Source organism: Streptomyces graminofaciens, assembly GCF_030294945.1.
Taxonomy (GTDB): domain Bacteria; phylum Actinomycetota; class Actinomycetes; order Streptomycetales; family Streptomycetaceae; genus Streptomyces; species Streptomyces graminofaciens.
The window spans coordinates 4,799,121-4,823,524 of record NZ_AP018448.1; the positions used below are offsets into that span (position 1 = coordinate 4,799,121).

Here is a 24,404-nt window from a genome sequence, read left to right on the forward strand (position 1 = left end):
GTGACTCCCCGTCCGCCGTCCGAGGACAGCACGCAGCACACCGGCGCAGACGCGCAGAACGAGACCGTCGAGGCCAGGCCCGCGGTCAGGAAGACGGCCGGGAAGAAGACCGTGGCGAAGAAGGCGACGGCGAAACAGGCGACCGCGAAGAAGACACCGGCGCAGAAGGCCCCCGCGAAGAAGGCCACCGCCAAGAAGGCCCCGGCGAAGAAGGCCACCGCCAAGAAGACCGCGAGCAAGACAGCCGCCGCCACGACGAGCCCCGCCAAGAAGACCGCCGCGAAGAAGCCGGCCAAGGCGGTGAAGGCCGTGAAGGCGGTGAAGACCGCCAAGGCGACCAAGGCCACCAAGACCACCAAGGTGCCCAAGCCCCGCAAGGCCCCCGGGGTGGCCCCCGCCTTCTCCCCGGCCGTCGACGGCGGTGACCGTGAGCGGCTGGTCTCGGGCACGCATCACGATCCGCACTCCGTTCTGGGGGCGCACCCCGCGCCCGGGGGCGTGGTGTTCCGGGCGTTCCGGCCGTACGCGCTCGGGGTGAGCGTGGTGGTGGACTCGCTGCGGGCCGAGCTGCACGACGACGGGGACGGCTTCTTCTCCGGGCTGCTGCCGCTGCGGGAGGTGCCCCCCTCGTACCGGCTGCTCGTCTCGTACGAGGAGAGCGTGCAGGAGACCGAGGACGCGTACCGTTTCCTGCCCGCGATCGGCGAGCTGGACCTGTACCTGATCGGCGAGGGCCGGCACGAGGAGCTGTGGCGGGCGCTGGGCGCCGAGCCCATGACCCACCAGGGTGTGACCGGTACCCGCTTCACGGTGTGGGCGCCGAACGCGCGCGGGGTGCGGCTGGCCGGGACCTTCAACTTCTGGGACGGCAGCGGCTATCCGATGCGCTCGCTGGGGTCGTCCGGGGTGTGGGAGCTGTTCGTGCCCGGGATCGGCGACGGCGAGCTCTACAAGTTCGAGATCACGCGGCCGGACGGCTCGAAGACCCTCCGGGCCGACCCGCTGGCGCGCCACACGCAGGCCCCGCCGAACACGTCGTCGATCATCCACGCGTCCGCCTACGAGTGGGGCGACGGGGAGTGGATGACGAGGCGCGCGGACGTCCCCGTCCACCAGGCCCCCTTCTCGGTCTACGAGATCCACCTGGCCTCCTGGCGCCCCGGCCTGACCTACCGCCAACTGGCCGAGCAGCTCCCGGCGTACGTGAAGGACCTCGGCTTCACCCACGTCGAGCTGCTCCCCGTGGCCGAGCACCCCTTCGGCGGCTCCTGGGGCTATCAGGTCACCGGCTTCTACGCGCCCACGGCCCGGCTCGGCACCCCCGACGACTTCAAGTACCTGGTCGACGCCCTGCACCGGGCCGGGATCGGCGTACTGATGGACTGGGTGCCGGCCCACTTCCCGCGCGACGACTGGGCATTGGCCGAGTTCGACGGGCGTCCGCTGTACGAGCACGAGGACCCGTCGCGGGCGGCGCATCCCGACTGGGGAACGCTGGAGTTCGACTACGGGCGGCGGGAGGTGCGGAACTTCCTGGTGGCGAACGCGGTGTACTGGTGCGAGGAGTTCCACATCGACGGGCTGCGGGTGGATGCCGTGGCCTCGATGCTGTACCTGGACTACTCGCGTGAGCCGGGTCAATGGACGCCGAACGAGCACGGCGGCCGGGAGAACCTGGACGCGGTCGCGTTCCTGCAGGAGATGAACGCGACGGTGTACCGGCGGGTGCCGGGGGTGGTGACCATCGCGGAGGAGTCGACCGCCTGGGACGGCGTCACGCGCGCCACGCACCACACCGGGCCGGGCGGCTTCGGGGGTCTCGGCTTCGGCCTGAAGTGGAACATGGGCTGGATGCACGACTCGCTGGGCTACATGGCGAAGGAGCCCGTCCACCGCAAGCACCACCACAACGAGATGACGTTCTCGATGGTGTACGCGTACAGCGAGAACTACGTGCTCCCCATCTCCCACGACGAGGTCGTCCACGGCAAGGGCTCGCTGGTGTCGAAGATGCCGGGCGACTGGTGGCAGCGGCGGGCCAACCACCGGGCGTACCTGGGCTTCATGTGGGCCCATCCCGGCAAGCAACTCCTCTTCATGGGGCAGGAGTTCGCGCAGGGGGCGGAGTGGTCGGAGGCGCACGGGCCGGACTGGTGGCTGCTGGATCCGGCGTACGGGGCGGAGGCGGACCACCGGGGGGTTCGGGACCTCGTCCGGGACCTCAACGCGGTCTACCGGCACACCCCTGCGTTGTGGGAGCGGGACACCGAGCCGGACGGGTTCCAGTGGGTGACCGGGGACGCGGCCGACGACAATGTGCTGGCGTTCCTGAGGTACGACGCGGAGGGTTCGCCGGTGTTGGCGGTCTCGAACTTCTCGCCGGTCGTCCGGGAGGAGTATCGGTTGGGGGTGCCGGAGGAGGTGCCGGCCTGGGTCGAGGTGCTCAACACGGATGCGGAGCGGTACGGGGGTGGCGGCGTCGGTAACGCGGATCCGGTGAAGCCGGAGCCCCAGGCCTGGCACGGCCGCTCCGCCAGCGTCCGCCTCACTCTGCCGCCGCTGTCGACGGTCTGGCTTCGCCCCGCCTGATTTCCTGGCTCGCGCAGTTCCCCGCGCCCTTCAGGGGCGCGGGGAACTGCGCGACAAGCCCCCACCGGCCCGCAGTCGAACAAGCGCCCCGGGGGGTCTGGGGGCGCAGCCCCCAGGGATGGGAACGGGTAGGGGCGGCGGGGGTGAGGAAAATCCGCCCGGCACCCCGTCAGGCCTTCCGCCCCCCGAACATCATCCTCCGCAACGCCCCCAGCAACCCGCTCCTCTGCCGCTCGGCCTCGGGCACGGCGACCACCCCGTCCGTCTTCTCCGCGCCCTCCGGCGGCCCGGGCACAACCACCCCCGCGCTCAACTCGTACCGGACCGGCAGCAGCCGCAGCCCCCGCACCACCGGCCCCGACCGCCACGGCAACTGGTCCGGCGGCAGGGTCAGTTCTGCCTTGGCGAAGTGTTCGAAGATGCGGCCGACAGCAGTCGTCATGATCGTCCCGGCCAGCTCGCGCGCGGCGCTGGGGCACTGGTGCGGCCCAGCCCCCCACGCCAGATGCGCCCGCGTACTGATCGCGGAGTCGACGAGGTGGGACGACTGGATGGCCAGCAGGTCCCGATGCGCGGAGGCCACCGACGGCGAGACGATGTCACCGGCCCGGATCCAGAAGTTCCCCAGCCGCACGTCCCGCGCCGCGAACCGGAAGCAGAGATTGGCGGTCGGCGGATTCGCGAGGGCCGCCCGGTTCACCGTCTCGCCGACCTGCCCGGCCGACAGGCTCCGCCGCACGCTCGCGTTGCCGCGCAACACCTCCAGCAGCGTGTTGCAGACCATGTTCCCCGTGATGTCGTTCAGATAGACCGCGTTCATGAACAGCTCACGGCCCAGCTGCTCGTCGCTCAGCGTGGGGTCCGCGAGCAGCATGTACGAGGTCAGGTCCTCGCCCGGTCGCGAGCGGCGGTGCGCCGCCAGGCGGGTCATCGCGCCCAGCACCCGCCCCGTCGCCGGCCCGGCGTCCGGCCCCCCGTCCAGCATCCGCCACAGGTCCATGACGATCTCGTCGCTCAGCTCCACCGGGCAGCCGAACAGCTTGGTCGTGACCATCAGCAGCAGCGGCCGTGTGTACTGCGCCGCCAGATCCGCGAAACCGACCCGCCCGGACTCGGCGGCCAGCATCCCGACCAGCTCGTCCGCGTACCGGGCGACGGCCGCCCTCAGCTCCCACCCCTCGGGGCTGTGGCCGTCCTGGAAGGGCCGCATCGCCGAGTGGTACGTCTGCCGCGCGGCCCGGTGTTCCTCGTCGTCGAAGAACATCGTCTGCCGTACCTCGTACCCGGCGAGCAGCGGCCAGTCCTGCGGCAGCCGCCCCTCCGCGCGGGCCCGCCAGTGCCGTACGTCCCGCCGCCACACGCTCTCGTTGCGCAGGACCTCCAGCACCTCGCGGTAGTCGAGGACCAACCAAGCCGGTACGCCCATCAGACCCACGGGCGCCACCGGGCCGTACGTACGCCGCAGTCGCTCGTACACGCTCCCCGGATCCACGTCGAACTCCGAGGTCAGCAACGGCTCCACGCTCAGCGACTCCAGCGTGGGGCTGTCGGCCGGAGCGGCCGCGAACGGATGTGTTTCCATGCCGACACGCATACCGCATCCCACCTGCACAAGCAGTGACGATGACCCGAACTGTTACGGCTTGGTGATCCCTGATGCACCTGGGGTGACCGTCATCCCCGCCAGCGGCGCCGGCAGGTCCCCCTCGTGCACGACACCCAGCGCCTGCGTCGCCCGCGTCAGCGCCACGTACAGATCGCTGGTGCCGAACCGGCCGGGCTCCACGACCAGGACGGAGTCGAACTCCAGGCCCTTGGCCTGCCGGGGGTCGAGAAGGACGACGGTCCTGGTCAGGTCCGGTTCCGCGCCGGCGGTCACCCCGTCCAGGCGGGCCGCCAGCGCCCGGTGCAGCTCGCGCGGCGCGATGACCGCGAGCCGTCCCTCGGCGGGGGTCAGCTCCGCGACCGCCTTGGCCACCGCGGCGGGCAGCTCCCCGGCGGCCGACCGACGCGCCCACGGCCGTACTCCCGTCGACCGCACCGAGCTCGGCGGCTCGAAGTCCGGCTCCGCGGCGCGTACGACGGCGGCCGCGACCTCCATGATCTCGGCCGGGGTGCGGTAGTTGACGCCGAGACGGGTGTGCTCCCAGCGGTCCTCGACGTACGGGGCGAGGATGTCGGCCCAGGAACCGACGCCCGCGGCCTCCGCCGTCTGGGCCGGGTCGCCGACCAGGGTCATCGCGCGGGTCGGCGAGCGCCGCATCAGCAGCCGCCAGGCCATCGGCGACAGCTCCTGCGCCTCGTCGACGATGATGTGTCCGAACGCCCAGGTCCGGTCGGCCGCCGCCCGCTCGGCCGCGCTGCGGTGGTCGTCCTCCTCGTGCCGCTCGGCGAACCGCTCGGCGTCGATGATGTCGTGGGCCGACAGGACCTCCGAGGCGTCGGGATCACCGTCCTCCTTGTCCTCGAACTCGTAGGTGCGCGAGGCGTAGGACACGTCCAGCACGCCCTGCGCGTACGCGATCTGGGTCTCCCGTCGGCGTTCCGCGCGGGCACGGGACAGCCGGTCGTCCTCGCCGAGCAGTTCCGCCGCCTCGTCGAGGAGGGGTACGTCGGCGACGGTCCACGCGCGGGTGACCGGGCGGCGTACGGCGTCGGCGTCCTCCCGCGACAGATACGCGTCCGGCTCGGCGAGGAAGTCGGCGACCAGGCGGCGCGGGGTGATCCGGGGCCACAACCGGTCGATCGCGGACCAGACCTCGGGGTTCTCGGCCAGCTCGTCGCGGATCTGGGTGATGTCGCTGGCGTCGAGGAGGTTGGAGCCGTCGTACGGGTCGGTACCGATGCGCTCGGCGACCATGTCGGTGAGGGTGTTGAGGACATAGCCCTCGAAGTGCTCGCGGGCCGCGTTGTGCGGGAGCTTGGCCTCGCGGGTGCGTTCGCGGGCGACCCGGACGAGGTCGTCGTCGAGCATGAGGACCTCGCGGTCGTGCTCGATGGCGATGACCGGGTCGGGGAGCGCCTGCCGGTCTCGTACGACGGCGGCGAGCACCTCGGCCATGGCGGCGCCGCCCTTCACACGGGCCGCCGCCGGGGTGTCGGCCGCCGTGGCCCGTACGCCGGGGAACAGTTCGCCGACCGTGGCGAGCAGGACGCCCGTCTCGCCCAGGGAGGGCAGCACCTCGCCGATGTAGCCGAGGAACGCGGGGTTCGGGCCGACGATGAGGACGGCGCGCTTGGCGAGCAGTTCACGCTGCTCGTACAGCAGATACGCGGCCCGGTGCAGCGCGACGGCCGTCTTGCCGGTGCCGGGGCCGCCCTCCACGACCAGGACGCCCTGGTGCGGGGCGCGGATGATGCGGTCCTGCTCGGCCTGGATGGTCTGCACGATGTCGCTCATCCGGCCGGTGCGGGCGGAGTTGAGCGCGGCCAGCAGCACGGCGTCGCCGGAGGGGTCCTCGTGCCCGGTGCGGGTCTCGTCGCCGAGGTCGAGGATCTCGTCGTGCAGGGCGGTGACCCGGCGGCCGTCGGTGGTGAGATGCCGGCGGCGGCGCAGGCCCATCGGGGTGTGGCCGGTGGCGAGATAGAAGGGACGGGCGACCCCGGCCCGCCAGTCGATGAGGATCGGCGTGCGCTCGGCGTCGTCCCGGCGCAGCCCGATCCGCCCGATGTGGTGGCTGACGCCGGAGGCGAGGTCGATCCGGCCGAAGCAGAGCGAACCGTCGACGGCGTTCAGCGCGGCGAGCAGCCCCGAGCGCTCGGCGACCAGGATGTCCCGCTCCAGGCGGGCCTGCTGGGGGGTGTTGCCCTGCGCCAGCGCGTCCGTGACGGAGACCTCGGTGTCGCCGCGCAGCACGTCCACGCGCGCGTACAGCGAGTCGATGAATTCCTGCTCCCGACGCAATTCACTGTCTGGAAAGTCGGTGTTTGACAATTCCACTCCCGGCCCGATATACTCTGCTCATTGAACTTTTCCGCGACCACTCCCACATGAAGTCGCGAATCATCAAAGATACGTCAAGAAATCCCCCGAGCGCAATTCGCTCGGGGGATTTCTTCTGTTCGGGCCGGTATTACAGCACCTCGGCGAGTTCCTCCAGCAGCCGTCGCTTCGGCCGGGCCCCGACCATCGACTTCACCGGCTCACCGCCCTTGAACACCAGGAACGTCGGCATCGCCAGCACCTTGTAGGCGTTGGTCGTCCCCGGGTTGGTGTCCACGTCCAGCTGCACCACCTTCACCCGGTCGCCCTCCTCCGCCGCCAGGGCGCTCAGCACCGGCCCCATCTGCCGGCAGGGCGGGCACCAGTCCGCGGTGAACTCCACCAGCACCGGCAGCTCCGCCCCGATCACCTCCGCCGCGAAGTCCGCGTCGGTCACCTCGGCCACACCCGCCGCCTTGATCACAGCTCCTGCCCTCCCAGTTCGCACATCGGTGGTGGCTCCTCGACCGCTGCCAGCCGCACTCCGATCTCCGCCCGTACGGCCTGCAACTCGCCGATCAGCGCGTCCAGCTCGTCGAGCTTGCGCCGGTAGACCGCGAGCGAGGCCGGGCAGGAGTCGCCCTCCGGATGACCGGCCCGCAGACACTCCACGAAGGGCCGTGTCTCCTCCAGGTCGAACCCGAAGTCCTGGAGCGTCCGGATCTGCCGGAGCAGCTTCAGATCGCTCTCGTCGTACGTCCGGTATCCGTTGCCGCCGCGCCGGGCGGGCAGCAGCCCCCGTGCCTCGTAGTACCGCAGCGTCCGGGTCGTGGTCCCGGCCCGAGCGGCCAGCTCGCCGATTCGCATGCGTACGAACGTAGTCCTTGACGCCGACGTCAAGGCAACAGCGGTTTCCGCTCCACGGGGGAGGTCAGCACGATGGACGTCGTCGTGCGCCCCAGCGCGGAGACCTCCTCCAGGACCTCCTCCAGGTGGACGGTGTCCCGGACGGCGACCTTGAGGATCCAGCAGTCCTCGCCGACGACGTGGTGCACCTCCGTGATCTCCGGGCGCGCGATCAGCTCCAGCGTGCGGGGGTGCTTGAGGTTGTAGCCGCCGTGCGGGTTGACCCGGATGAACGCCTGGATGCCGTAGCCGAGGCGGGCCGGGACCACCTGGGCGCCGTAGCCGCTGATCACGCCCGCGGCCTCCAGCCTTCGCACCCGCTCGGTGACCGCCGCCGGACTCAGCCGCACCCGGCGGCCCAGCTCGCTGAGCTTGATCCGCCCGTCGGTCTGGAGCAGTTGGAGGATCTGCCGGTCCAGCGCGTCGAAGGCCACCGATGTTTCGCCGGTGGCGGCCCGCAGATGCCGTGGTTCTTTCGGTGCGGCGGCCTGAACTCCCATGGTTCCCCCTTCAGGACGTGGATGTACGCCGGGAGAATTATGGTCATGACGATCACGGAAAAGGCACCAGAGGTGCGAAAGATATTGGTCATCGGCGGAAACCGCTATTTCGGCAAGCGGCTCATCGCCCGCCTGCTGGCCGCCGGGAACCGGGTGACGGTACTGAATCGCGGATCGTCCCCGCCACCCCCGGGCGCAATTCACCTCGTCGCCGACCGCGACGACGAGAAGTCGCTGAATACGGCGCTCGGCGCCCGCACCTTCGACGTCGTGATCGACCAGGTCTGCTACACACCGCTCCAGGCGGCGATCGCCCGCCGCGTCTTCGCGCGGCGCACCCGCCGGTATGTGCTGACGTCGACGGTCGAGGTGTACGAGTACGAGGACTCGGCGGCCCCTGTACGGGAGACGGCCGTCGACCCGCTCGGGGTGCCGGTCGATCTCGGACTCCCCTGGCACGAGCCGGAGTTCCGCGAGGCGCACTACGGCGAGGGCAAGCGGCAGGCGGAGGCGGTGTTCGCGGCCGACCCGCCCTTCCCGTACACGGCCGTCCGGGTGGCCCATGTGCTGGGCGGGGACGACGACTTCACGGGCCGGCTCGACTACTACGCCGACCGGCTCCGCGCCGGCGAACCGATCCCCGTGCCCGCCGTGAACCACCCGGCGACGTACATCCACGTCGAGGAGATCGCGGACTTCCTGGCGTGGGCGGCCCGCGAGGACTTCACTGGTCCGGTCAACGCCGCCTCCCACGGGGTGCTGAACACCGGGGAACTGTGCGAGGCGGTGGCCGCGCACGTCCCGGCGGGCAAGGCGGTCCTCCAGCCCGTGGAGGTCGGCGAGGTCTCCCCGTTCTCCTTCTTCCGCTCCTACGGCATGGACAACTCCCGGGCCGAACGGCTCGGTTTCTCCTTCGGCGACGTACGGGAATGGCTTCCGGGCGCGGTGGCCGAGACTCTCGGAAAGGGCGACGTCTGACATGCGGTACCGCACCCTCGGCGACCTTCGTGTCAGTGCGATCGGGCTCGGCGCGATGCCGCTGTCCATCGAGGGCCGCCCCGACGAGACGCGGGCGACGGCGACCGTCCACGCGGCGCTGGACGCCGGTGTCACCCTGATCGACACGGCGGACTCGTACCATCTCCCCGGCGCCGAACCCGGCCACAACGAACGGCTGGTGGCCCGTGCTCTCGCCTCCTACGGCGGCGACACGGCCGACGTCCTCGTCACGACGAAGGGTGGCCGGGGCAGACCGGCCGACGGGAGCTGGACGGTGTCGGGCTCGCCACGTCATCTGAAGACGGCAGCCGAGGCGTCCCTCAAGCGGCTCGGCGTGGACGCCATCGGCCTCTACCAGCTCCACAAGCCCGACCCCGCCGTCCCCTTCGAGGACTCCGTCGGCGCCCTGCGCGACCTCCTCGACGAGGGCAAGATCCGCCTGGCCGGCCTCTCCAACACGGACACCGGCCAGATCCGCACGGCCCGGCGAATACTGGGCGACCGGCTGGTGTCGGTGCAGAACCGGTACTCGCCCGCCGTCCGGGACAGCGAGGCCGAGCTGCGGCTGTGCGAGGAATCGGGGCTGGCGTTTCTGCCGTGGAGTCCGTTGGGTGGGATATCGCGGAGTTCGCTGGACGGTCCGTCCGGGCGGAGCTCACCGGTCGCCTTCGGCGCGTTCCACGAGGTGGCCCGGGAGCGTGGAGTGAGCCCTCAACAGGTTTGCCTGGCCTGGTTGTTGGCCCTGTCGCCGACGGTCGTACCGATACCGGGGGCGAGCCGCCCGGAGTCCGTCCGGGACTCGGCGGGGGCGGCGGGGCTGGAGCTGACGGAGGGGGAGGTGGGGCGGTTGTCGGCGGTGGTCGGGGGTGGGTGAGGTGTGTCGGCGGTGGGTCAGGGGTGGGTGAGGTCGGCGGTGGTCAGGGGTGGGTGAGGTGTGTCGGCGGGTGCGGGTTGTGGTGGGTTGCTCGCGCAGTTCCCCGCTCCCCTGAAAGCCGGGGCTGCGCCCCGTGCTTTTGTACCCCCACCCACCCACCCGGAGCCGACAAGCCGACGCGGGCACAATGGCTCACATGACCCCCGGTAACCCCACCCGTGCCGACGCGAACCGCCGCCGGATCCTCGATGTGGCGCTCGCCGAGCTGCTGCGTGACCCCGACGCGTCCATGGACCAGATCGCGCGCGCCGCAGGTGTCGTACGGCGCACGGTGTACGGCCACTTCCCGAACCGCGAGGCCCTGGTCGGCACCCTCGTCGACCAGGCGGTGGAGGCGGTGGCGGCGGCCCAGGCGGTCAGCCGCGAGGGCGTCGACGACCCGGCGGAGGAGCTGACCCGCTCGGTCCTGGCCACCTGGGAGATCGCCGACCGTTACCGGCTGCTTGTCGCCCTGGCCCAGCGCAGCGTCACCGTCCAGGGCATCCGCGAACGGCTCGCCCCGGTCCGCGAGGCCGCCGTCGCCCTGCTCCGACGGGGTCTGGACGAGGGCGCGTTCACCTCTCCGCTGCCGGCGCCGGCCCTGTCGTACGTACACGAGCAGACCCTGTTCGCCCTGATGGAGGCGGTGAACGACGGGCTGCTGCCCGCCGCGGAGGCGGGCCGCTCGGCGGCGGTCACGATGCTGATGGGGGCGGGGGTGCCGACGGACACGGCCACCGCGCTGGTGGTGAACATGGCCTCCAAGCAGACCTCCGAGCAGACCTGAGAACGGACCTGAGAACAGAAAAGACCGAGCGGCCGGATCTACGGGGGAGGATCCGGCCGCTCGGCGTTCTCGGGAGGGCTCAGGGGGTGGTTCTCAGGGTCTTCCTCAGGGGGTCTTTCTCAGGGGGCGCCCCGTTCGGGGAGCGGGGCGCCCGAGGCACTCACGCCTTGGCGAGTTCCTTCTCACCGTCGGCGTCGGAGGCGGCATCGTCCCCGGCGACAACGTGGTCGTCCTGCAGTGTCTTCTCGTCGAAGGGCAGCTGTCCGGCGAGGACCTGCTCGACCCGGCCCTTGTCGATCTCCTTGGTCCAGGTGCCGATGAGGACCGTGGCGACGGCGTTGCCCGCGAAGTTGGTGAGGGCGCGGGCCTCGCTCATGAAGCGGTCGATGCCGACGATGAGGCCGACGCCGTCCACCAGGGCGGGCTTGTGGGACTGCAGACCGCCCGCGAGGGTGGCGAGACCGGCACCGGTGACACCGGCGGCGCCCTTCGAGGCGACCAGCAGGAAGAGCAGCAGCGCGATCTGCTCGCCGATCGCCATCGGCGTGCCCATGGCGTCGGAGATGAACAGGGACGCCATGGTCATGTAGATCATGGTGCCGTCGAGGTTGAAGGAGTAGCCGGTCGGGACGGTGATGCCGACGACGGGCTTGCTGACACCCAGGTGCTCCATCTTCGCGATGAGGCGCGGCAGCGCGGACTCGGAGGAGGAGGTGGACAGGATCAGCAGGAACTCACGGCCCAGGTACTTGAAGAACGTGAAGATGTTCAGGCCCGCGACGATCTTCAGCAGTGCGCCGAGGACGATGAAGACGAAGAGGAAGCAGGTGATGTAGAAGCCGACCATCAGCACGGCGAGGCTCTTGAGGGCGTCCAGACCGGCGGAACCGGTCACGGCCGCGATGGCGCCGAACGCACCGACCGGGGCGGCCCACATCACCATGGCGAGGATGCGGAAGACGAGGCGCTGGATGTGCTCGACGCCGCGCAGGATCGGCGTGCCGGCGTTGCCCATGGCCTGGAGCGCGAAGCCCGCGAGGAGCGCGACGAGCAGGGTCTGGAGGACCTCGCCGCCGGTGAAGGCGGAGACGATCGTGGTCGGGATGATGCCGAGCAGGAACTCGGTGGTGTCCTTGGCCTCCGGCGAGACCTGCGCCTGGCCGGTCTCCTTGATCGCGTCGGTGACGGCGAGACCCGTGCCGGGCTCGACGATGTTGCCGACGACCAGACCGATGCCGAGGGCGACCAGCGACATGATCAGGAAGTAGCCCAGTGCGATACCGCCGACCGCGCCTACCTTGGCGGCCTTCCGTACGGAACCGATGCCGAGCACGATCGTGCAGAAGATGATCGGCGAGATCATCATCTTGATCAGGTTCACGAAGCCGGTGCCGATGGGCTTCAGCTCGACGGCGAAGTCGGGGGCGATGAGGCCCACGGCGATGCCGAGGGCCACAGCCACGATCACGGCGATGTAAAGGTAGTGGGTGCGGTCCCGCTTGGCGGGTGCGGTAGGTGCCGTATTGGTGGTGCTGGCCACGGCTGCTCCTCGTCGACGACGTCGTCGGCTCATCCGGCGTGCGGCTCACGTCCGGGGGAATGCGGGAGAAGGTCTCCCAGGGGTGGAAGCCGTTGTGGCCTCCGGGGTGGAAGCCGTTGTGGCCTCCGGGGTGGAAGCCGTTGTGGCCTCCGGTTGGGAGACCGGCTCCCAGGGGGTGGGAGTGGGGGCTCCCGGGGCGGAACCCGAAGGTCCCTGTCGGCTTGCTGTTGGCTGGAACCCGCAGGTTCACGGGGGCGGAACCGGGGTGGGTTCCTGGGGGTGGGAGTGGGGGCTCCCGGCGGCTCGGGGGTGGGGTCCCGGGGCGGGAGTCGTGCTCCCTTTCGCGCTGTGGTCGATGGGGTGACTATGTCTCGCTCTGTGAGGGCGGTCACCCTTCCGTTCATTTAGTTCACGCCTACACGTCGATGCAGACTGTTGGCATGCGCGTCCCCCGACTCCTCAGCCCCCGCAGCCTGGCCGGTCAGCTCTTCGCCGTGCAGGCCGTACTGATCACGGTCGTGGTGCTGGGGTACGCGGTGTTCACGTACGTCAGCGACCGCTCCCAGGCGGAGGAGGCCGCACGCCGCCACGCGCTGGCCGTGGCCCGTACGGTGGCTGATTCCCCCTCCGTACGTGAGGCGGTCCACACCTCCGACCCGACGAAGCTGCTCCAGCCGTACGCCACCGAGGTGCAGCAGCACTCGGGCGTCGACTTCGTCACGATCATGAACACCGACGGCATCCGCTGGACGCACCCCCGTCCGGAGCAGATCGGCGAACACTTCCTCGGCCACATCGACAGGGCGCTGGAGGGCGACTCCATCACCGAGACCTATACGGGCACCCTCGGCCCGTCGGTCCGCGCGGTCACGCCGATAGAGGAGAACGGCAAGGTCATCGGCCTGGTCAGCGCCGGCATCAAGGTCGTGGCGATAAGCGAGCGCGTCCAGGGCCAGCTGACGGCCCTGGTCGGCGTGGCGGCGGGCGCGCTGGCCCTCGGCGGCCTCGGTACGTACATCGTCAACGCCCGCCTGCGTCGGCACACCCACAACATGAACGCCGCCGAGCTGAGCAATATGCACGACTACACCCAGGCCGCCCTGCACGCCGTACGCGAGGGCCTGGTGATGCTCGACGGCCAGTACCGGGTGGCGCTCATCAACGACGGGGCGCGGGAACTGCTCGGCGTGACGGAGGACGTGGTCGGCCGCTCGGTCGCCGACCTGGGCCTGCCCGCCCCTCTGACCGGGGCGCTGCTGGCGTCGGAGCCGAGGGTGGACGAGGTGCATCTGACGGCGGACCGGGTGCTGGTGGTGAACACGTCACCGGTGTCGGGCGGCGAGCGCAGGGGAACGGTGGTGACCTTGCGGGATGTGACGGAGCTGCAGTCCCTGACCGGCGAGCTGAACTCGGAACGAGGCTTCACCCAGGCCCTGCGCTCACAGGCGCACGAGGCCGCGAACCGCCTCCACACGGTCGTGTCCTTGATCGAGCTGGGCCGGGCTGACGAGGCGGTCGACTTCGCGACGGCGGAGCTGGAACTGGCACAGGCCCTCACGGACCAGGTGGTGGCGGCGGTGAGCGAACCGGTGCTGGCCGCCTTGCTGCTCGGCAAGGCGGCGCAGGCGAACGAACGGGGTGTGGAACTGGTGGTCTCGGAGGACAGTCGCATCGACGACGGCCTGCTGCCGCCGTCGCTCCCTGCCCGCGACCTGGTGACGGTGCTGGGCAATCTGATCGACAACGCCGTGGACGCGGCACAGGGATCGGTGGGGGCGAGAGTGACGGTGACGGCGTACACGGATACGGATGACGGGGCCGAGGTCGCGGACGACTCGGTGTTGGTCCTGCGCGTCTCCGACACGGGCGCGGGCGTGGACCCCGCCCATGCGGAGGCGGTCTTCGAACGCGGCTTCTCGACGAAACCGGCGGGCCCGGGCGGCCGAGGCCTCGGCCTGGCCCTGGCCCGCCAGGCCGTACGCCGCCACGAGGGCACCCTGACGGTGGCGGAGGCGGCCGGGGGCGGGGCGGAGTTCGAGGTACGGCTGCCGCTGCGGAGGGCGGATACGGTGCCGGTGACCGTGGCGGGGGGCGAGAGAGCATGAGCGAGCCGATCCGCGTCCTGGTCGTGGAGGACGACCCCGTGGCCGCCGACGCACACGTCATGTACGTCGGCCGCGTCCCCGGCTTCACGGTGGTGGGCAAGGCGCACACGGGGGCGGAGGCCCGCCGGGCGCTGGACCGCACCCCGGTGGACCTCCTCCTCCTGGACCTACACCTGCCGGACGTACACGGCCTGCAGTTCGCCCGCTCACTTCGCGCGACGGGCTACCACGTGGACGTGATCGCGGTGACGTCGGCGAGGGACCTGACGGTGGTGCGCGAGGGGGTCTCGCTCGGGGTGGTGCAGTACGTACTGAAGCCGTTCACGTTCGCGACGCTCCGGGACCGCTTGATCCGGTACTCCGAGTTCCATGCGGCGGCCGGGGAGGCGAGCGGCCAGGACGAGGTGGACAGGGCACTGGCGACGCTTCGCGCCCCCGGCCCGGCGGCCCTCCCGAAGGGCTTGAGCGCGCCCACGCTGGAGCGGGTGAGCGTGGCGTTGCGCGACTGCGCCGAGGGCCTGACGGCGGCCGGGGTCGCGGAGGAGGTGGGGATCTCGCGGATCACGGCTCGGCGGTATCTGGAGCATCTGGTGGACTCGGGGAGGGCTGCGCGGAGTCCGCAGTACGGGCAGGTGGGGCGGCCGGAGTTGCAGTATCGGTGGGTGAAGGGGCAGTAAGGGGCAGTAGGGCGGGGCTGATGTGGGGGATCCGCCAACGCACGGTCTGTTCAGGTGAGTTGGCAGTACCTTGGACGTGTGCCGGAGACAAAACCCACCGTAGTGGTCCTCACCGCGCTCCCGTCGGAGTTCATGGCCGTCCGTAAGCACCTGAAGGACACGGAGGTGCTGGAACACCGGAAGGGGACGCTGGTCGAGCGGGGCCGCCTCCCCGACTCCGCGTGGCACGTGGCCGTGGCCGAACTGGGCGCGGGCGCGCAGAACGCCGCCGCGCTGACCGAGCGGATCGTGGACTGGCTGGACCCCGAGGCGTTGCTCTTCGTCGGGGTGGCCGGCGGTCTCCAGGACGACATCGCGCTCGGCGATGTGGTGGTGGGTACGAAGGTGTACGGCATCCACGGCGGCAAGCAGACCCCGGAGGGGTTCCAGGTCCGCCCGGAGGCCTGGCGCTCCTCGTACCGGTTGGAGCAGGCGGCACGGTTCGCGTTGCGTGACCTCCCGGTGCACTTCAAGCCGATCGCGGTGGGCGATGTCGTACTGGCCGACGCGGAATCGGCGATCGCCGCGTATCTGCGGCTGCACTACAACGACGCCGCCGCGATCGAGACGGAGGGCTCCGGGGTCGCCCACGCGGCGCATCTGAGCGACGGCCTGGACGCGTTGGTGATCCGGGGCATCGGCAACCACGCGGACGCGGGCAAGCCCGAGGCGGACACCTCCGGCTCCCAGCCGCAGGCCGCGGAGCGGGCGGCGGAGGCGCTGGTGGCCGTGCTGCGGAGACTTCAGCCCTTCAGGGGGCGGTCGTCGGGGTCCGGGTCCGGCGACTCAGAGGAGGGGCCCCATGGGGGGTCCACTCCGACGTACGGGGATCGGGGGCCCACGTACGGAGGGGGGCACTACGACTTCCGGGGGAGCACGTTCAACGGGCCGTTCGTCGCGAAGCAGGTGGGGCGGGAGCGGCGGGAGGACGACAGGCGGTAACGCAGCGGAGGGCGGTGGCCCCGTACACGGCCCGGTCCCGGTCGCGAGCGCCTCGCTCCCTGCCGTACCCATCGGATTCACGGGCCGGAACGACGACCTGGCTCGTCTGATGCCGATCCTGGACCCGTCGGCCGAGTCCGATCTGCCGGTGGTGATCTGCGCGGTGTCCGGGCTGGGTGGGATCGGTAAGACGTCGTTGGCGTTGTACGCCGGGCACAAGGCGGTGCGGCAGGGGTGGTTCCCGGGCGGGACGCTGTTCGTCGACTTCCGGGGGTACGACGACAATCCGGTCACGCCGGATCAGGCGGTTCTGGCCCTTCTGGGCAAGCTCGGGGTGCAGGGGGCGGATCTTCCGGCTACGGCGCCTGAGCAGTACGTCCTCTATCGGGAGCTTCTCGCGGAGCGGCGCGCCCCGATGCTGCTGGTTCTCGACAACGCGTCGACTGCGAGCCAGGTCAACCGTCTCATTCCCGGTACTGACCATCACCGCGTGCTGATCACTTCGCGGGATCGGCTCTGGGCGTTGGACGCCCGGCTGATCGACCTGGACGCGCTGGAGCCGGGGGACGCGGCCGACCTCATCGACAAGTCCCTGCGGATCAGTGACGAGCGGGACGACCGGGTTGCGCGGGAGCCCGACGCCGTTGCCGACCTTGCCCGGTTGTGCGGTCACCACCCGCTCTCGCTCCAGATCGTCGCCGGTCTGCTGCGCAGGGGACGGTTCCGGACCATCGAGTCGATGGTGGAGAAGCTCCGGAACACCGAAGACAGGACAACAGCGCTGGGCGTACGACCGATTCTCGAGGCGGCGTACGACCAACTTCTTCCGGAACAGGCGAGGTTGCTGCGCCTGCTGTGTCTGGCACCGACGGCCGAGATCAGCAAGGAAGCGGCCGTGGCGCTGGCCGGCCTTGCCACGGACCAGACGTTGGCCTTGCTGGACGAGCTGGCTGCGTCACGCCTTGTCACACCGCTGTTGTCGGCTGGGGATGTCCGGTGGCGGTTGCATGACTTGGTGCGGGCGTTCGGGGTGGGTGTGGTGGCCGGGGATGCGGGGCTGCGGGAGGAAGGGGAGCGAGCTCGGGAGCAGCTGCTGGAGTTCTACCACCGGTGGGCGGAGGCGGCCGACGACCGGTTGAACTGGATTCCGGGGATGGCGGAGCCGGAGCGCTTCGCGGACCGGTTGGAGGCATGGGCATGGCTGGACAGCGAGCGTGCCGGTTTGGTCGCGGCGGTGCAGTGGGCGCGCGAGGAGCGGTACGCGGATAGGGCGGCGCGACTGGCCGGATGCCTGATCCGGTACCTGGAGTGGTGGCGGTACCTCGACGAGGGAATCACCGTCGCCCGTACCGCCCTGGAGGTCACCCAACGCTCCGGAGACCGATCGGTCGAGGCCCGTACCTGGAACCGCCTGGGCATGGTCCTGAGAACGGCCGACCGCACGGAGGAGGCGATCGAAGCCTGTTCCCGGGCTCGCGATCTGTTTCAGGACATCGGAAACCGTCACGGCGAAGCCACGGCCTTGGACGACCTTGCCAACGCCCTGGCGAAGAGCGGTCGGCTGGAGGCGTCGATCGAGGCGCACGTCCGCTGCCTCGGCCTGTATCAGGAACTTGAGGACCGCCGCGGTATGGGCAACGCCTGGAATCACCTCGGCGTCACCTTGCAGGGGACGGGCCGGACACAGGAGGCGATCGAAGCTCACACCCGCGCCCGCGACCTGTATCGGGCCGTGGAAGACCCGCATCGTGAGGCTCTGGCGTGGAGCAACCTGGGCTTGGCCTTGGGCAGGGCACATCGCATTGCCGAGGCCGTCGAGGCCCTCGACCACGCCTTGGACATCCACCTGAGGTTCGAGGACTGGCGCTGTGTGGGCCAGGTCCTGCACAACCTGGGGGTCGCCCACATGCGAGACCAACCCACCGAAGCCCGCGACTACCTCCTCCGGTCCGCTGAAGCCTTCACCCGAGCCAAGGCCCCCTCCGAAGCCGCCCAAGCCCAAGCCGCCGCAGACGCATTGACCTGACCGGACCACCCCTCCTCGCGACAGCCGCCGCAGTCGCCCTCGCCTCAGCCGCCCTCACCGCCTGCGGCAACGGCTCCGGCAGCGCCCCGGACACCGTCGAGGTCTCCTGCAAACAGTCGTGATGATGTGGGGGAACTTTGGGTGGGGCGGTTAAGCAACGAGGTGGGGTTACTCCAGGGCTTCGGCCCGGGTGCGGGATTGGGCGGCTTCGGCAGGGGCGTCGGCTCGGGTGTAGGCGTCGGCGGCTCGGAGGTAGGTGACGCGGGCTTCGGCAGGGCGATGGGCGTGCTCGTGAGCGAAGGCCAGGTTGTGGAAGGCATCGCCTGCCCTGTACCAGTCCTCGAACTCGCAGAGGATCTCCGGGGCTCTGCCGTGCGCCTCGATCGCCTCTTCCATCAGGCCCGCGTCCCGCAAGGCGCGGCCAAGGCTGTTCCACGTCATGGCCTCGCCATGGCGGTCCTTGGCTGCCTGGAACAGCCGGCGGGCATGGGCCAGGGCCTCGATCGCCTCCTCCACCCGACCCGCCTCCCGCAGAGTGAGACCCAGATTGCTCCACGTCGTGGCCTCGCCATGACGGTCCTTGGCTGCCTGGAACAGCCGGCGGGCACGGGCCAGCGCGTCGATCGCCTCCTCCACCCGACCCGCCTCCCGCAGAGTGAGACCCAGATTGCTCCACGCAGCGGTTTCACCGTGCCGGTCCCCTGCGGCCTGATGCAGGTCACGGGCGCGGTTGTGGGCCTCGACCGCCTCCTCCACCCGACCTGTCTCCCGTAGGGCAATGCCAAGATTGTTCTGCGCGATGGCCTCGCTGAGGCGACCCCCGGCGCCGTGCGGGGCCTCCAGCGCGGCACGGCCGACGATGATCCAGTCGTCGAAATGGCGCCGCCAGTGAAGGTACTCCCCCAGACACGCGGCCAACCTCACCGCCGTGTCGGCGAACCGCTCCTCCCGCGCCCACGAAGCCGCCACCACCAACCCCGCCCGCTCCCCGTCGAGCCAGGCCAGCGCCTCCCCCCGGTCCGCAAACCGCTCCGGCTCCGCCCTCCCCGGCAACCACCGCAACCGGTTGTCCGCCGCCAACGCCCACCGGCTGTAGAACCCCAGCACCCGCTGCCGCGCCGCCGCCCCCTCCTCCCGCAGCCCCGCATCCCCCTCCACCACACCCGCCCCGAACACCCGCACCAAGTCATGCAACCGCCACCACCCACGCCGGCCGCCTCGCTCCACAAGGTGCGCACGGGCCAACGCCTCCAGCTCCCGCAGCGGAGGAGCGCCTGGGCCGACCAGCGCCGCAGCGACCTCATTGCTCACCTCAGGCCCCGGCGCAAGGGCGAGCAGGCGCAGCAACCGGGCCTGCTCGCGCGGCAGCCTCCGGTACGAGAGGTCGAATGCGGCGCGGACACTGCGCTTACCGTCGCCGAGGTGGTCGAGGCGGTTGCGGAACTCGGAGAGTTCGGTGGCGAGTTCGGCAACGGGCTTGCCAGAGTCCAGCACGAGCAGCGCCGCCGCGATCTGGAGGGCCAGCGGCAGATGTCCACAGTGGGCGGCGAGTTCGGCTGCCGCCCCGGCCTCGTCTTCGACACGGCTGTCGGCCGGATCGGCGATCCGCACAGCCCGATCGAGCAGCTCGTACGCCTCCCCGGACGTCAGCTCGTCCAACGCCAGCAGCCGCGCCCCGAGCTGGGGCAACTTGTCGCGCGAGGTGACGAGCAGCCGATGCCGTACGTCACCGGGCAACAGCGGCAGTACCTGGTCCGGCGAAGACGCGTTGTCGGCCAGGATCAGTACCGCGCCACGCTCTCGCCCCCGCTCGGCGAGCCTCGACCGGTAGAGCGGGGCCCGCTGGTCCATCCCTACGGGAATGTCCTTCGGCTCCACACCGAGCGCACGCAGCAACGCCGCCAAGGCCTGCTCGCCGCTCACCGGTTCGTCGTCGTACCCGTGCAGATCCAGGAAGAGCACCCCGCCCGGAAACCAGCCCCTCCCACACGCCCGGTGCGCCGCTTCACCGGCGAGCGCGGTCTTGCCGATGCCACCGAGCCCGGACAGGGCCGCGACGAGCACCGGCGGCGTCGCCTCGCCGCGATCGGAGGACGGTTCGAGCGCGTCGAGCAGCCGCCCCAGTTCACCCGCCCGACCGGTGAACCCGGCCACCCTCGCAGGCAGCGCGTCCACGGCCGTCGGCGCCGCCGCCGCATGCTGATGGAAGTCGCCCTTGGCGACGAAAGGCCCGTTGAAGGTCGCGTCCCGGGCATCGATGTGGTCCCCGCCGTACCGCCCACCCTCACCGACCACCACGCCATCCCCCGAGCCGCTCCCGAACACAACGCCCCAACACGCTACGCCTCCACGACCCGCCCAACACCCACTCTGGCCAGGCCACTGCGCAGTACCGTGAAGAGGTGCCCGCCACGCCACCCACCAAGGCCGACCACCTGCTCTAAACCCCAACCCTCACCCCTCCGGCAACACCCCGGGCCGGAACGGCTCCACCCCCACCACCCTCCGCACCCGCACCGGCTCGATCAGGATCATCAGCCGCCGCTCGCCGGGCAGCAGCCACGGATACCGCTCCTCCCCGATGTACTTCCGCGTCAGCCGGTCCATGCCCCGTTCCGCCTCCTCCCCCTCCACGAACCGGACCACCCGCCCCCGGATCTCGGCCCGGTCGTAGGGGTTCTCGGTGTCGTGGTGGGACAGGGACACGCTCGGGTTGCGCCGCAGGTTCTCCTCCTTCACGCGCCCCACCGACGTGTTGACCATGACGTACTCATGGGCCCCGTCGCCGTCTCCGTCGACCTCGATGTCCACCCACATGGGCGACACCTGAGGTGCCCCGTCAGGGCCGACCGTCGCCAAGTGCCAGAAGTTCGGCGCCAGTAGGCGCTCACGTATGTGTCCGTCCAGCTTCACCATGAGGTCACCCTTACCCACGAGCGGTTGCTGTGCGCGCACTTCGCCAGTCAGACTGAACTGAGGTACGGATGTGACGACGGGGGTTGGAGCAAGTGGGCGGCACCGGAAGGGACTTGGGGAGCACACCCCCCAATCCGCCCAACCCACCGAGCCCGCCGCCCCCGGCCGCCCAACCGACTGCCACATCGGCCACCCCGACGGGCACCGCCAACTCCATCGACGGCACCCCCCAGATCACGGGCAACGCAATCCAGGTCGGCAACGCGGGAACCATTCACATCCATCCCCCAGCCCCCGCCCCGGCCCCGCCGACAGACCACCCCCTCGGGGACGGAACCCCGCACCCCTCGGTCCCTTCCGTCCCACCACCGCCGACCCCGCAGGTCCACCCCCTCACCCGCCCCCCGCCTCCCCCTCCTCCCGCAACAACCAGCCATCCGGCGTGATCATGCGGGTCGAGCTCGACGAGGAACGGTGCATCTACTTCTACGACGAGGGGATGGCGCGCTACTTCATCGACGCGCACCTGAGGAACATGGGCCTAGGAACATGAGCGATCACCCCGACATCAACCCCGACATCGACCCCGAGACCCAGCGCAGAGCCGTCGCCCTGCTCCAGAACCCCCCGTCCCCGGAGTCGATCACCGACACCAACACGGCCGACCGTGCCCTGAAACCACTCGAACGAGTCCTCCCCGTCACCGAACCGGGCCCGCTGCGCGCCACGCTCCTCTCCAACCTCGGTCTTCTCCGCCTCGCCCGCTTCCGCCACAGCGCAGACGTGACCGATCTCGACTGGGCCATCACCTACCTCGCCGACGCCCTCGTCGCCCAGCTCGACCAGCTCCGGCACAGCAGTGCACCCGCGCTCAGCGCCACGATCCCCAACCTGATCAGCGCGCTCCACACCCGCGCCGAGGTCACCGGCAACGCCGTGGACCTGGACCGGGCGATCTCCTGGGGGCGATACGCCGTCGTCCAGCTGCCGCCCGGCCTCTCCCAGCGGGCCGCCGCCCTCGCCAGTCTCAGCAGCGCGCTCCGCGTCCGGTACGAACACACGGGGAACGACGGCGACCTCACCGAGGCCATCGAACTGGGCCTGCGAGCCGTCGCCGACCTGGAGGATCCGACGGGCCCCGACGCCCTCCGGAAGGACCGCCCGGACCACCCCCGCCTGGCCTCCACCCTCTCCAACCTCGCCAGCGCCTACCTCCTCGCGGGCCGCGTCGACGAAGCCGTCTCCGTCACCGAGAAGGCCCTGGTCAAGGCCCGTACCGCCAACGACCTGCGCACCCAGGCCCGCACCCTCAACAATCTCGCCGGCTCCCTCATCCGCGCGGGCCGGACGGCAAACGCCGTAGAGGCCTACGAAGAGGCCCGGGCCCTGTTCCGCGACCTCGGCGACGCCGAAGGCGCGAAGCGCGTCACCGACAACCTCACCGTCGCCCGCGAACTACTGCCCTCAGCCGAAGCGCAACCCGAGCCCGAGCCTCAGCCTCAGCCCCAGCCGGAACCCCCACCCGAGCCCGAACCGTAGTTTCCTACAATCCGTGATTGTGGCCGAACCGCCCGTAGTCACCGCAGCCCCACGCCCCTAGGTTGTGCGCGTGCACCGACGCCCAGCCCATGAACGGCACGACCGGCATGAACGGCAGCCCCCGCAACAACAGGAACCCGCACAGGCCCCCACCCACACCCCGCCCTTCAACGCCCCGGCCGCCCAGAAACTCCGCGTCGCCCTCAACATGGGCCCCGAGGACGTGGCGTACTGGATGCGTTCCTCGTACGGCCTCCCCTACGTCGGCCCGGACCTCGTCATGGCCTGGGAACGCGGGACCATGACCCCGACCGCACCCGAACTCACCGCACTCGCTGGGGTGTTGTGGTGCTCACCGAGGGAACTCATCGGCGCCCCGCGCACCTTGCGCGAGCACCGCGTGACCCGCGGTCTCGCGCCGGAGGACGTCGCCCGGGCCGTCGGCCTCGAACTCAACAGCTATCTGCGCATGGAGGACGCCGGTGACTGGCACGGCAGCGACCGTCAGGCCTCCGCCCTCGCCGACGTCCTCGGCCTCTCCCTGCCCGACCTGATCGTCGTCACCGGCCGCGAGGCCCATCTCGCCGATCTCCTGCGTGGCGCGGTCACCACCCGCTGGCAGGCCTACGTACGGCCCACCGCCAAGCTGCTGTCCCTCGACCGACGCCTCCTGGAGGCCGTGCTCCAGGAGATGCACACCGACTACCAGGAGCTGGTGACCGCCGGCCTCACCTGGGCCAACGGCACCGCCGCGACCGACGCGGGCGACGCCGGTCGCGACCATCTCGAACAGATCATCGATCACTTCTGGCCACTCGTGCAGCGGACCAGCAGCTATTGAGATTGAACGTGTAGACGGCTATTGAACGTCTAGAACACCGACTCCGCCTCGTCCATCCGATCCTTCGGCACCGTCTTCAGCTCGGTCACCGCCTCCGCCAGCGGCACCATCTCGATCTCGGTGCCGCGCAGCGCGGTCATCCGGCCGAACTCACCCCGGTGCGCGGCCTCCACCGCGTGCCAGCCGAAGCGCGTGGCGAGCACCCGGTCGTACGCGGTCGGCGAGCCACCCCGCTGGACATGGCCGAGAATGACGGGCTTGGCCTCCTTGCCGAGGCGTCGCTCCAGCTCGTACGCGAGGGCCGTGCCGATGCCCTGGAAGCGCTCGTGGCCGAACTGGTCGATCTCGCCGTGGCCGTAGTCCATCGAGCCCTCGGCGGGGTGGGCGCCCTCGGCGACGCACACGACCGCGAACTTCTTGCCGCGTGCGAAGCGCTCCTCGACCATCTTCGCCAGGTCGGCCGGGTCGAACGCCCGCTCGGGCAGGCAGATGCCGTGTGCGCCCGCCGCCATCCCGGACTCCAGCGCGATCCAGCCCGCGTGGCGGCCCATGACCTCCACCACCATCACCCGCTGGTGCGACTCGGCGGTCGTCTTCAGACGGTCCATCGCCTCGGTGGCGACGCCGACCGCCGTGTCGAAGCCGAACGTGCGGTCCGTCGACGAGATGTCGTTGTCGATCGTCTTGGGGACACCGACCACCGGCAGGCCCGCGTCGCTCAGCATCCGCGCCGCCGTCAGCGTGCCCTCGCCGCCGATCGGGATCAGCGCGTCGATGCCGAACTGGTGTGCCATGTCCTGCGCGTTCTCGCACGCCTCGCGGAGGCGGTCGCGCTGGAGGCGGGAGGAGCCGAGGATGGTGCCGCCGCGGGCGAGGATGCCGCTGACGGACTCCAGGTCGAGACTGCGGTAGCGGCCGTCGAGCAGGCCGGCGTAGCCGTCCTCGAAGCCGATGACCTCGTCGCCGTAGTGCGCCACGGCTCGGTGCACGACCGACCGGATCACTGCGTTCAGGCCCGGACAGTCGCCGCCTGCGGTGAGAACTCCGATACGCATCGTGCTGTGTCTCCTGCTCGTCCTGCTTGGTGCTGGTACTTGTGAGCCAGTCCGATTGTTTCACGGCTCCCAGGGCACCGCCGCGCCCCCTGCGGCCCCGCCGCCCCA

19 protein-coding genes are annotated in these 24,404 nt (G+C 70.6%); 10 read left to right on the forward strand and 9 right to left on the reverse strand.

Going from position 1 to position 24,404, the window contains the following annotated elements; genetic code table 11:
- Positions 1 to 2,589: a 1,4-alpha-glucan branching enzyme gene (gene glgB, locus SGFS_RS20275; protein WP_434027599.1), complete on the forward strand. Its 2,589-nt coding sequence runs from the start codon at positions 1 to 3 to the stop codon at positions 2,587 to 2,589.
- A 169-nt stretch (positions 2,590 to 2,758) separates the two neighbouring features.
- Here glgB and SGFS_RS20280 read toward each other — a convergent pair whose 3' ends face one another.
- The 5 genes from SGFS_RS20280 to SGFS_RS20300 form a co-directional block, all read right to left on the reverse strand.
- The gene (locus SGFS_RS20280) at positions 2,759 to 4,171 is read right to left on the reverse strand and encodes a cytochrome P450 family protein (RefSeq protein WP_286252197.1); all 1,413 of its coding nucleotides are present in this window, start codon (positions 4,169 to 4,171) and stop codon (positions 2,759 to 2,761) included.
- Between the two features lie 54 nt (positions 4,172 to 4,225).
- The gene (locus SGFS_RS20285) at positions 4,226 to 6,529 is read right to left on the reverse strand and encodes a HelD family protein (protein WP_434027601.1); all 2,304 of its coding nucleotides are present in this window, start codon (positions 6,527 to 6,529) and stop codon (positions 4,226 to 4,228) included.
- A 133-nt stretch (positions 6,530 to 6,662) separates the two neighbouring features.
- The gene (locus tag SGFS_RS20290) at positions 6,663 to 6,977 is read right to left on the reverse strand and encodes a thioredoxin family protein (protein WP_286259987.1); all 315 of its coding nucleotides are present in this window, start codon (positions 6,975 to 6,977) and stop codon (positions 6,663 to 6,665) included.
- A gap of 14 nt (positions 6,978 to 6,991) precedes the next feature.
- Entirely contained in the window at positions 6,992 to 7,378 is a 387-nt protein-coding gene (locus SGFS_RS20295; protein ID WP_286252198.1) for a MerR family transcriptional regulator, read from the reverse strand.
- Positions 7,379 to 7,407: 29 nt separating this feature from the next.
- The gene (locus SGFS_RS20300; RefSeq protein ID WP_286252199.1) at positions 7,408 to 7,917 is read right to left on the reverse strand and encodes an Lrp/AsnC family transcriptional regulator; all 510 of its coding nucleotides are present in this window, start codon (positions 7,915 to 7,917) and stop codon (positions 7,408 to 7,410) included.
- Between the two features lie 45 nt (positions 7,918 to 7,962).
- Between SGFS_RS20300 and SGFS_RS20305 the strand changes: the two genes are divergently transcribed.
- The 3 genes from SGFS_RS20305 to SGFS_RS20315 all read left to right on the forward strand — a co-directional run bounded on the left by SGFS_RS20305 (position 7,963) and on the right by SGFS_RS20315 (position 10,616).
- The gene (locus tag SGFS_RS20305) at positions 7,963 to 8,895 is read left to right on the forward strand and encodes an NAD-dependent epimerase/dehydratase family protein (RefSeq protein WP_286252200.1); all 933 of its coding nucleotides are present in this window, start codon (positions 7,963 to 7,965) and stop codon (positions 8,893 to 8,895) included.
- A gap of 1 nt (position 8,896) precedes the next feature.
- The gene (locus SGFS_RS20310; RefSeq protein WP_286252201.1) at positions 8,897 to 9,790 is read left to right on the forward strand and encodes an aldo/keto reductase; all 894 of its coding nucleotides are present in this window, start codon (positions 8,897 to 8,899) and stop codon (positions 9,788 to 9,790) included.
- A gap of 187 nt (positions 9,791 to 9,977) precedes the next feature.
- Positions 9,978 to 10,616, forward strand: coding sequence for a TetR/AcrR family transcriptional regulator (locus SGFS_RS20315; RefSeq protein WP_286252202.1), 639 nt, complete (start codon positions 9,978 to 9,980; stop codon positions 10,614 to 10,616).
- Between the two features lie 160 nt (positions 10,617 to 10,776).
- Here the strand turns inward: SGFS_RS20315 and SGFS_RS20320 are convergent, their stop codons facing one another.
- On the reverse strand, positions 10,777 to 12,156 hold the full coding sequence (locus tag SGFS_RS20320) for a cation:dicarboxylate symporter family transporter (protein ID WP_286252203.1): 1,380 nt from the start codon (positions 12,154 to 12,156) through the stop codon (positions 10,777 to 10,779).
- A gap of 440 nt (positions 12,157 to 12,596) precedes the next feature.
- Between SGFS_RS20320 and SGFS_RS20325 the strand changes: the two genes are divergently transcribed.
- The 4 genes from SGFS_RS20325 (at position 12,597) to SGFS_RS20340 (ending at position 17,945) form a co-directional block, all read left to right on the forward strand.
- The gene (locus SGFS_RS20325; protein WP_286252205.1) at positions 12,597 to 14,261 is read left to right on the forward strand and encodes an ATP-binding protein; all 1,665 of its coding nucleotides are present in this window, start codon (positions 12,597 to 12,599) and stop codon (positions 14,259 to 14,261) included.
- Entirely contained in the window at positions 14,258 to 14,938 is a 681-nt protein-coding gene (locus SGFS_RS20330) for a response regulator (RefSeq protein ID WP_286252206.1), read from the forward strand. Before SGFS_RS20325 ends, SGFS_RS20330 begins: the two co-directional genes overlap by 4 nt.
- Positions 14,939 to 15,016: 78 nt before the next feature.
- Entirely contained in the window at positions 15,017 to 15,919 is a 903-nt protein-coding gene (locus SGFS_RS20335; RefSeq protein WP_286252207.1) for a 5'-methylthioadenosine/S-adenosylhomocysteine nucleosidase family protein, read from the forward strand.
- 109 nt (positions 15,920 to 16,028) lie between these two features.
- Entirely contained in the window at positions 16,029 to 17,945 is a 1,917-nt protein-coding gene (locus SGFS_RS20340) for a tetratricopeptide repeat protein (protein ID WP_286252209.1), read from the forward strand.
- Positions 17,946 to 18,113: 168 nt separating this feature from the next.
- Here SGFS_RS20340 and SGFS_RS20345 read toward each other — a convergent pair whose 3' ends face one another.
- Together SGFS_RS20345 and SGFS_RS20350 are read right to left on the reverse strand one after the other, a co-directional pair.
- Positions 18,114 to 20,243, reverse strand: a complete 2,130-nt coding sequence (locus SGFS_RS20345) for a tetratricopeptide repeat protein (protein ID WP_350284008.1) — start codon at positions 20,241 to 20,243, stop codon at positions 18,114 to 18,116.
- A 156-nt stretch (positions 20,244 to 20,399) separates the two neighbouring features.
- Entirely contained in the window at positions 20,400 to 20,861 is a 462-nt protein-coding gene (locus tag SGFS_RS20350; protein ID WP_286252210.1) for a PPOX class F420-dependent oxidoreductase, read from the reverse strand.
- A gap of 549 nt (positions 20,862 to 21,410) precedes the next feature.
- Here SGFS_RS20350 and SGFS_RS20355 point away from each other — a divergent pair.
- The gene (locus tag SGFS_RS20355; protein WP_286252212.1) at positions 21,411 to 22,400 is read left to right on the forward strand and encodes a tetratricopeptide repeat protein; all 990 of its coding nucleotides are present in this window, start codon (positions 21,411 to 21,413) and stop codon (positions 22,398 to 22,400) included.
- A gap of 70 nt (positions 22,401 to 22,470) precedes the next feature.
- Entirely contained in the window at positions 22,471 to 23,241 is a 771-nt protein-coding gene (locus SGFS_RS20360) for a helix-turn-helix domain-containing protein (protein WP_286252216.1), read from the forward strand.
- Positions 23,242 to 23,270: 29 nt separating this feature from the next.
- Here SGFS_RS20360 and SGFS_RS20365 read toward each other — a convergent pair whose 3' ends face one another.
- Positions 23,271 to 24,296, reverse strand: a complete 1,026-nt coding sequence (locus tag SGFS_RS20365; RefSeq protein WP_286252217.1) for an ATP-dependent 6-phosphofructokinase — start codon at positions 24,294 to 24,296, stop codon at positions 23,271 to 23,273.
- Between the last annotated feature and the right edge of the window lie 108 nt (positions 24,297 to 24,404).

Bases quoted from the DNA above. Each gene is read 5' to 3' on its own strand.
- SGFS_RS20325 (WP_286252205.1), top strand. From the start codon at position 12,597: ATGCGCGTCCCCCGACTCCTCAGCCCCCGCAGCCTGGCCGGTCAGCTC.
- SGFS_RS20300 (WP_286252199.1), bottom strand. From the start codon at position 7,917: ATGGGAGTTCAGGCCGCCGCACCGAAAGAACCACGGCATCTGCGGGCC.
- SGFS_RS20280 (WP_286252197.1), bottom strand. From the start codon at position 4,171: ATGGAAACACATCCGTTCGCGGCCGCTCCGGCCGACAGCCCCACGCTG.
- SGFS_RS20305 (WP_286252200.1), top strand. From the start codon at position 7,963: ATGACGATCACGGAAAAGGCACCAGAGGTGCGAAAGATATTGGTCATC.
- SGFS_RS20365 (WP_286252217.1), bottom strand. From the start codon at position 24,296: ATGCGTATCGGAGTTCTCACCGCAGGCGGCGACTGTCCGGGCCTGAAC.
- SGFS_RS20295 (WP_286252198.1), bottom strand. From the start codon at position 7,378: ATGCGAATCGGCGAGCTGGCCGCTCGGGCCGGGACCACGACCCGGACG.
- SGFS_RS20350 (WP_286252210.1), bottom strand. From the start codon at position 20,861: ATGGTGAAGCTGGACGGACACATACGTGAGCGCCTACTGGCGCCGAAC.
- SGFS_RS20315 (WP_286252202.1), top strand. From the start codon at position 9,978: ATGGCTCACATGACCCCCGGTAACCCCACCCGTGCCGACGCGAACCGC.
- SGFS_RS20310 (WP_286252201.1), top strand. From the start codon at position 8,897: ATGCGGTACCGCACCCTCGGCGACCTTCGTGTCAGTGCGATCGGGCTC.
- SGFS_RS20330 (WP_286252206.1), top strand. From the start codon at position 14,258: ATGAGCGAGCCGATCCGCGTCCTGGTCGTGGAGGACGACCCCGTGGCC.
- SGFS_RS20355 (WP_286252212.1), top strand. From the start codon at position 21,411: ATGAGCGATCACCCCGACATCAACCCCGACATCGACCCCGAGACCCAG.
- SGFS_RS20340 (WP_286252209.1), top strand. From the start codon at position 16,029: ATGCCGATCCTGGACCCGTCGGCCGAGTCCGATCTGCCGGTGGTGATC.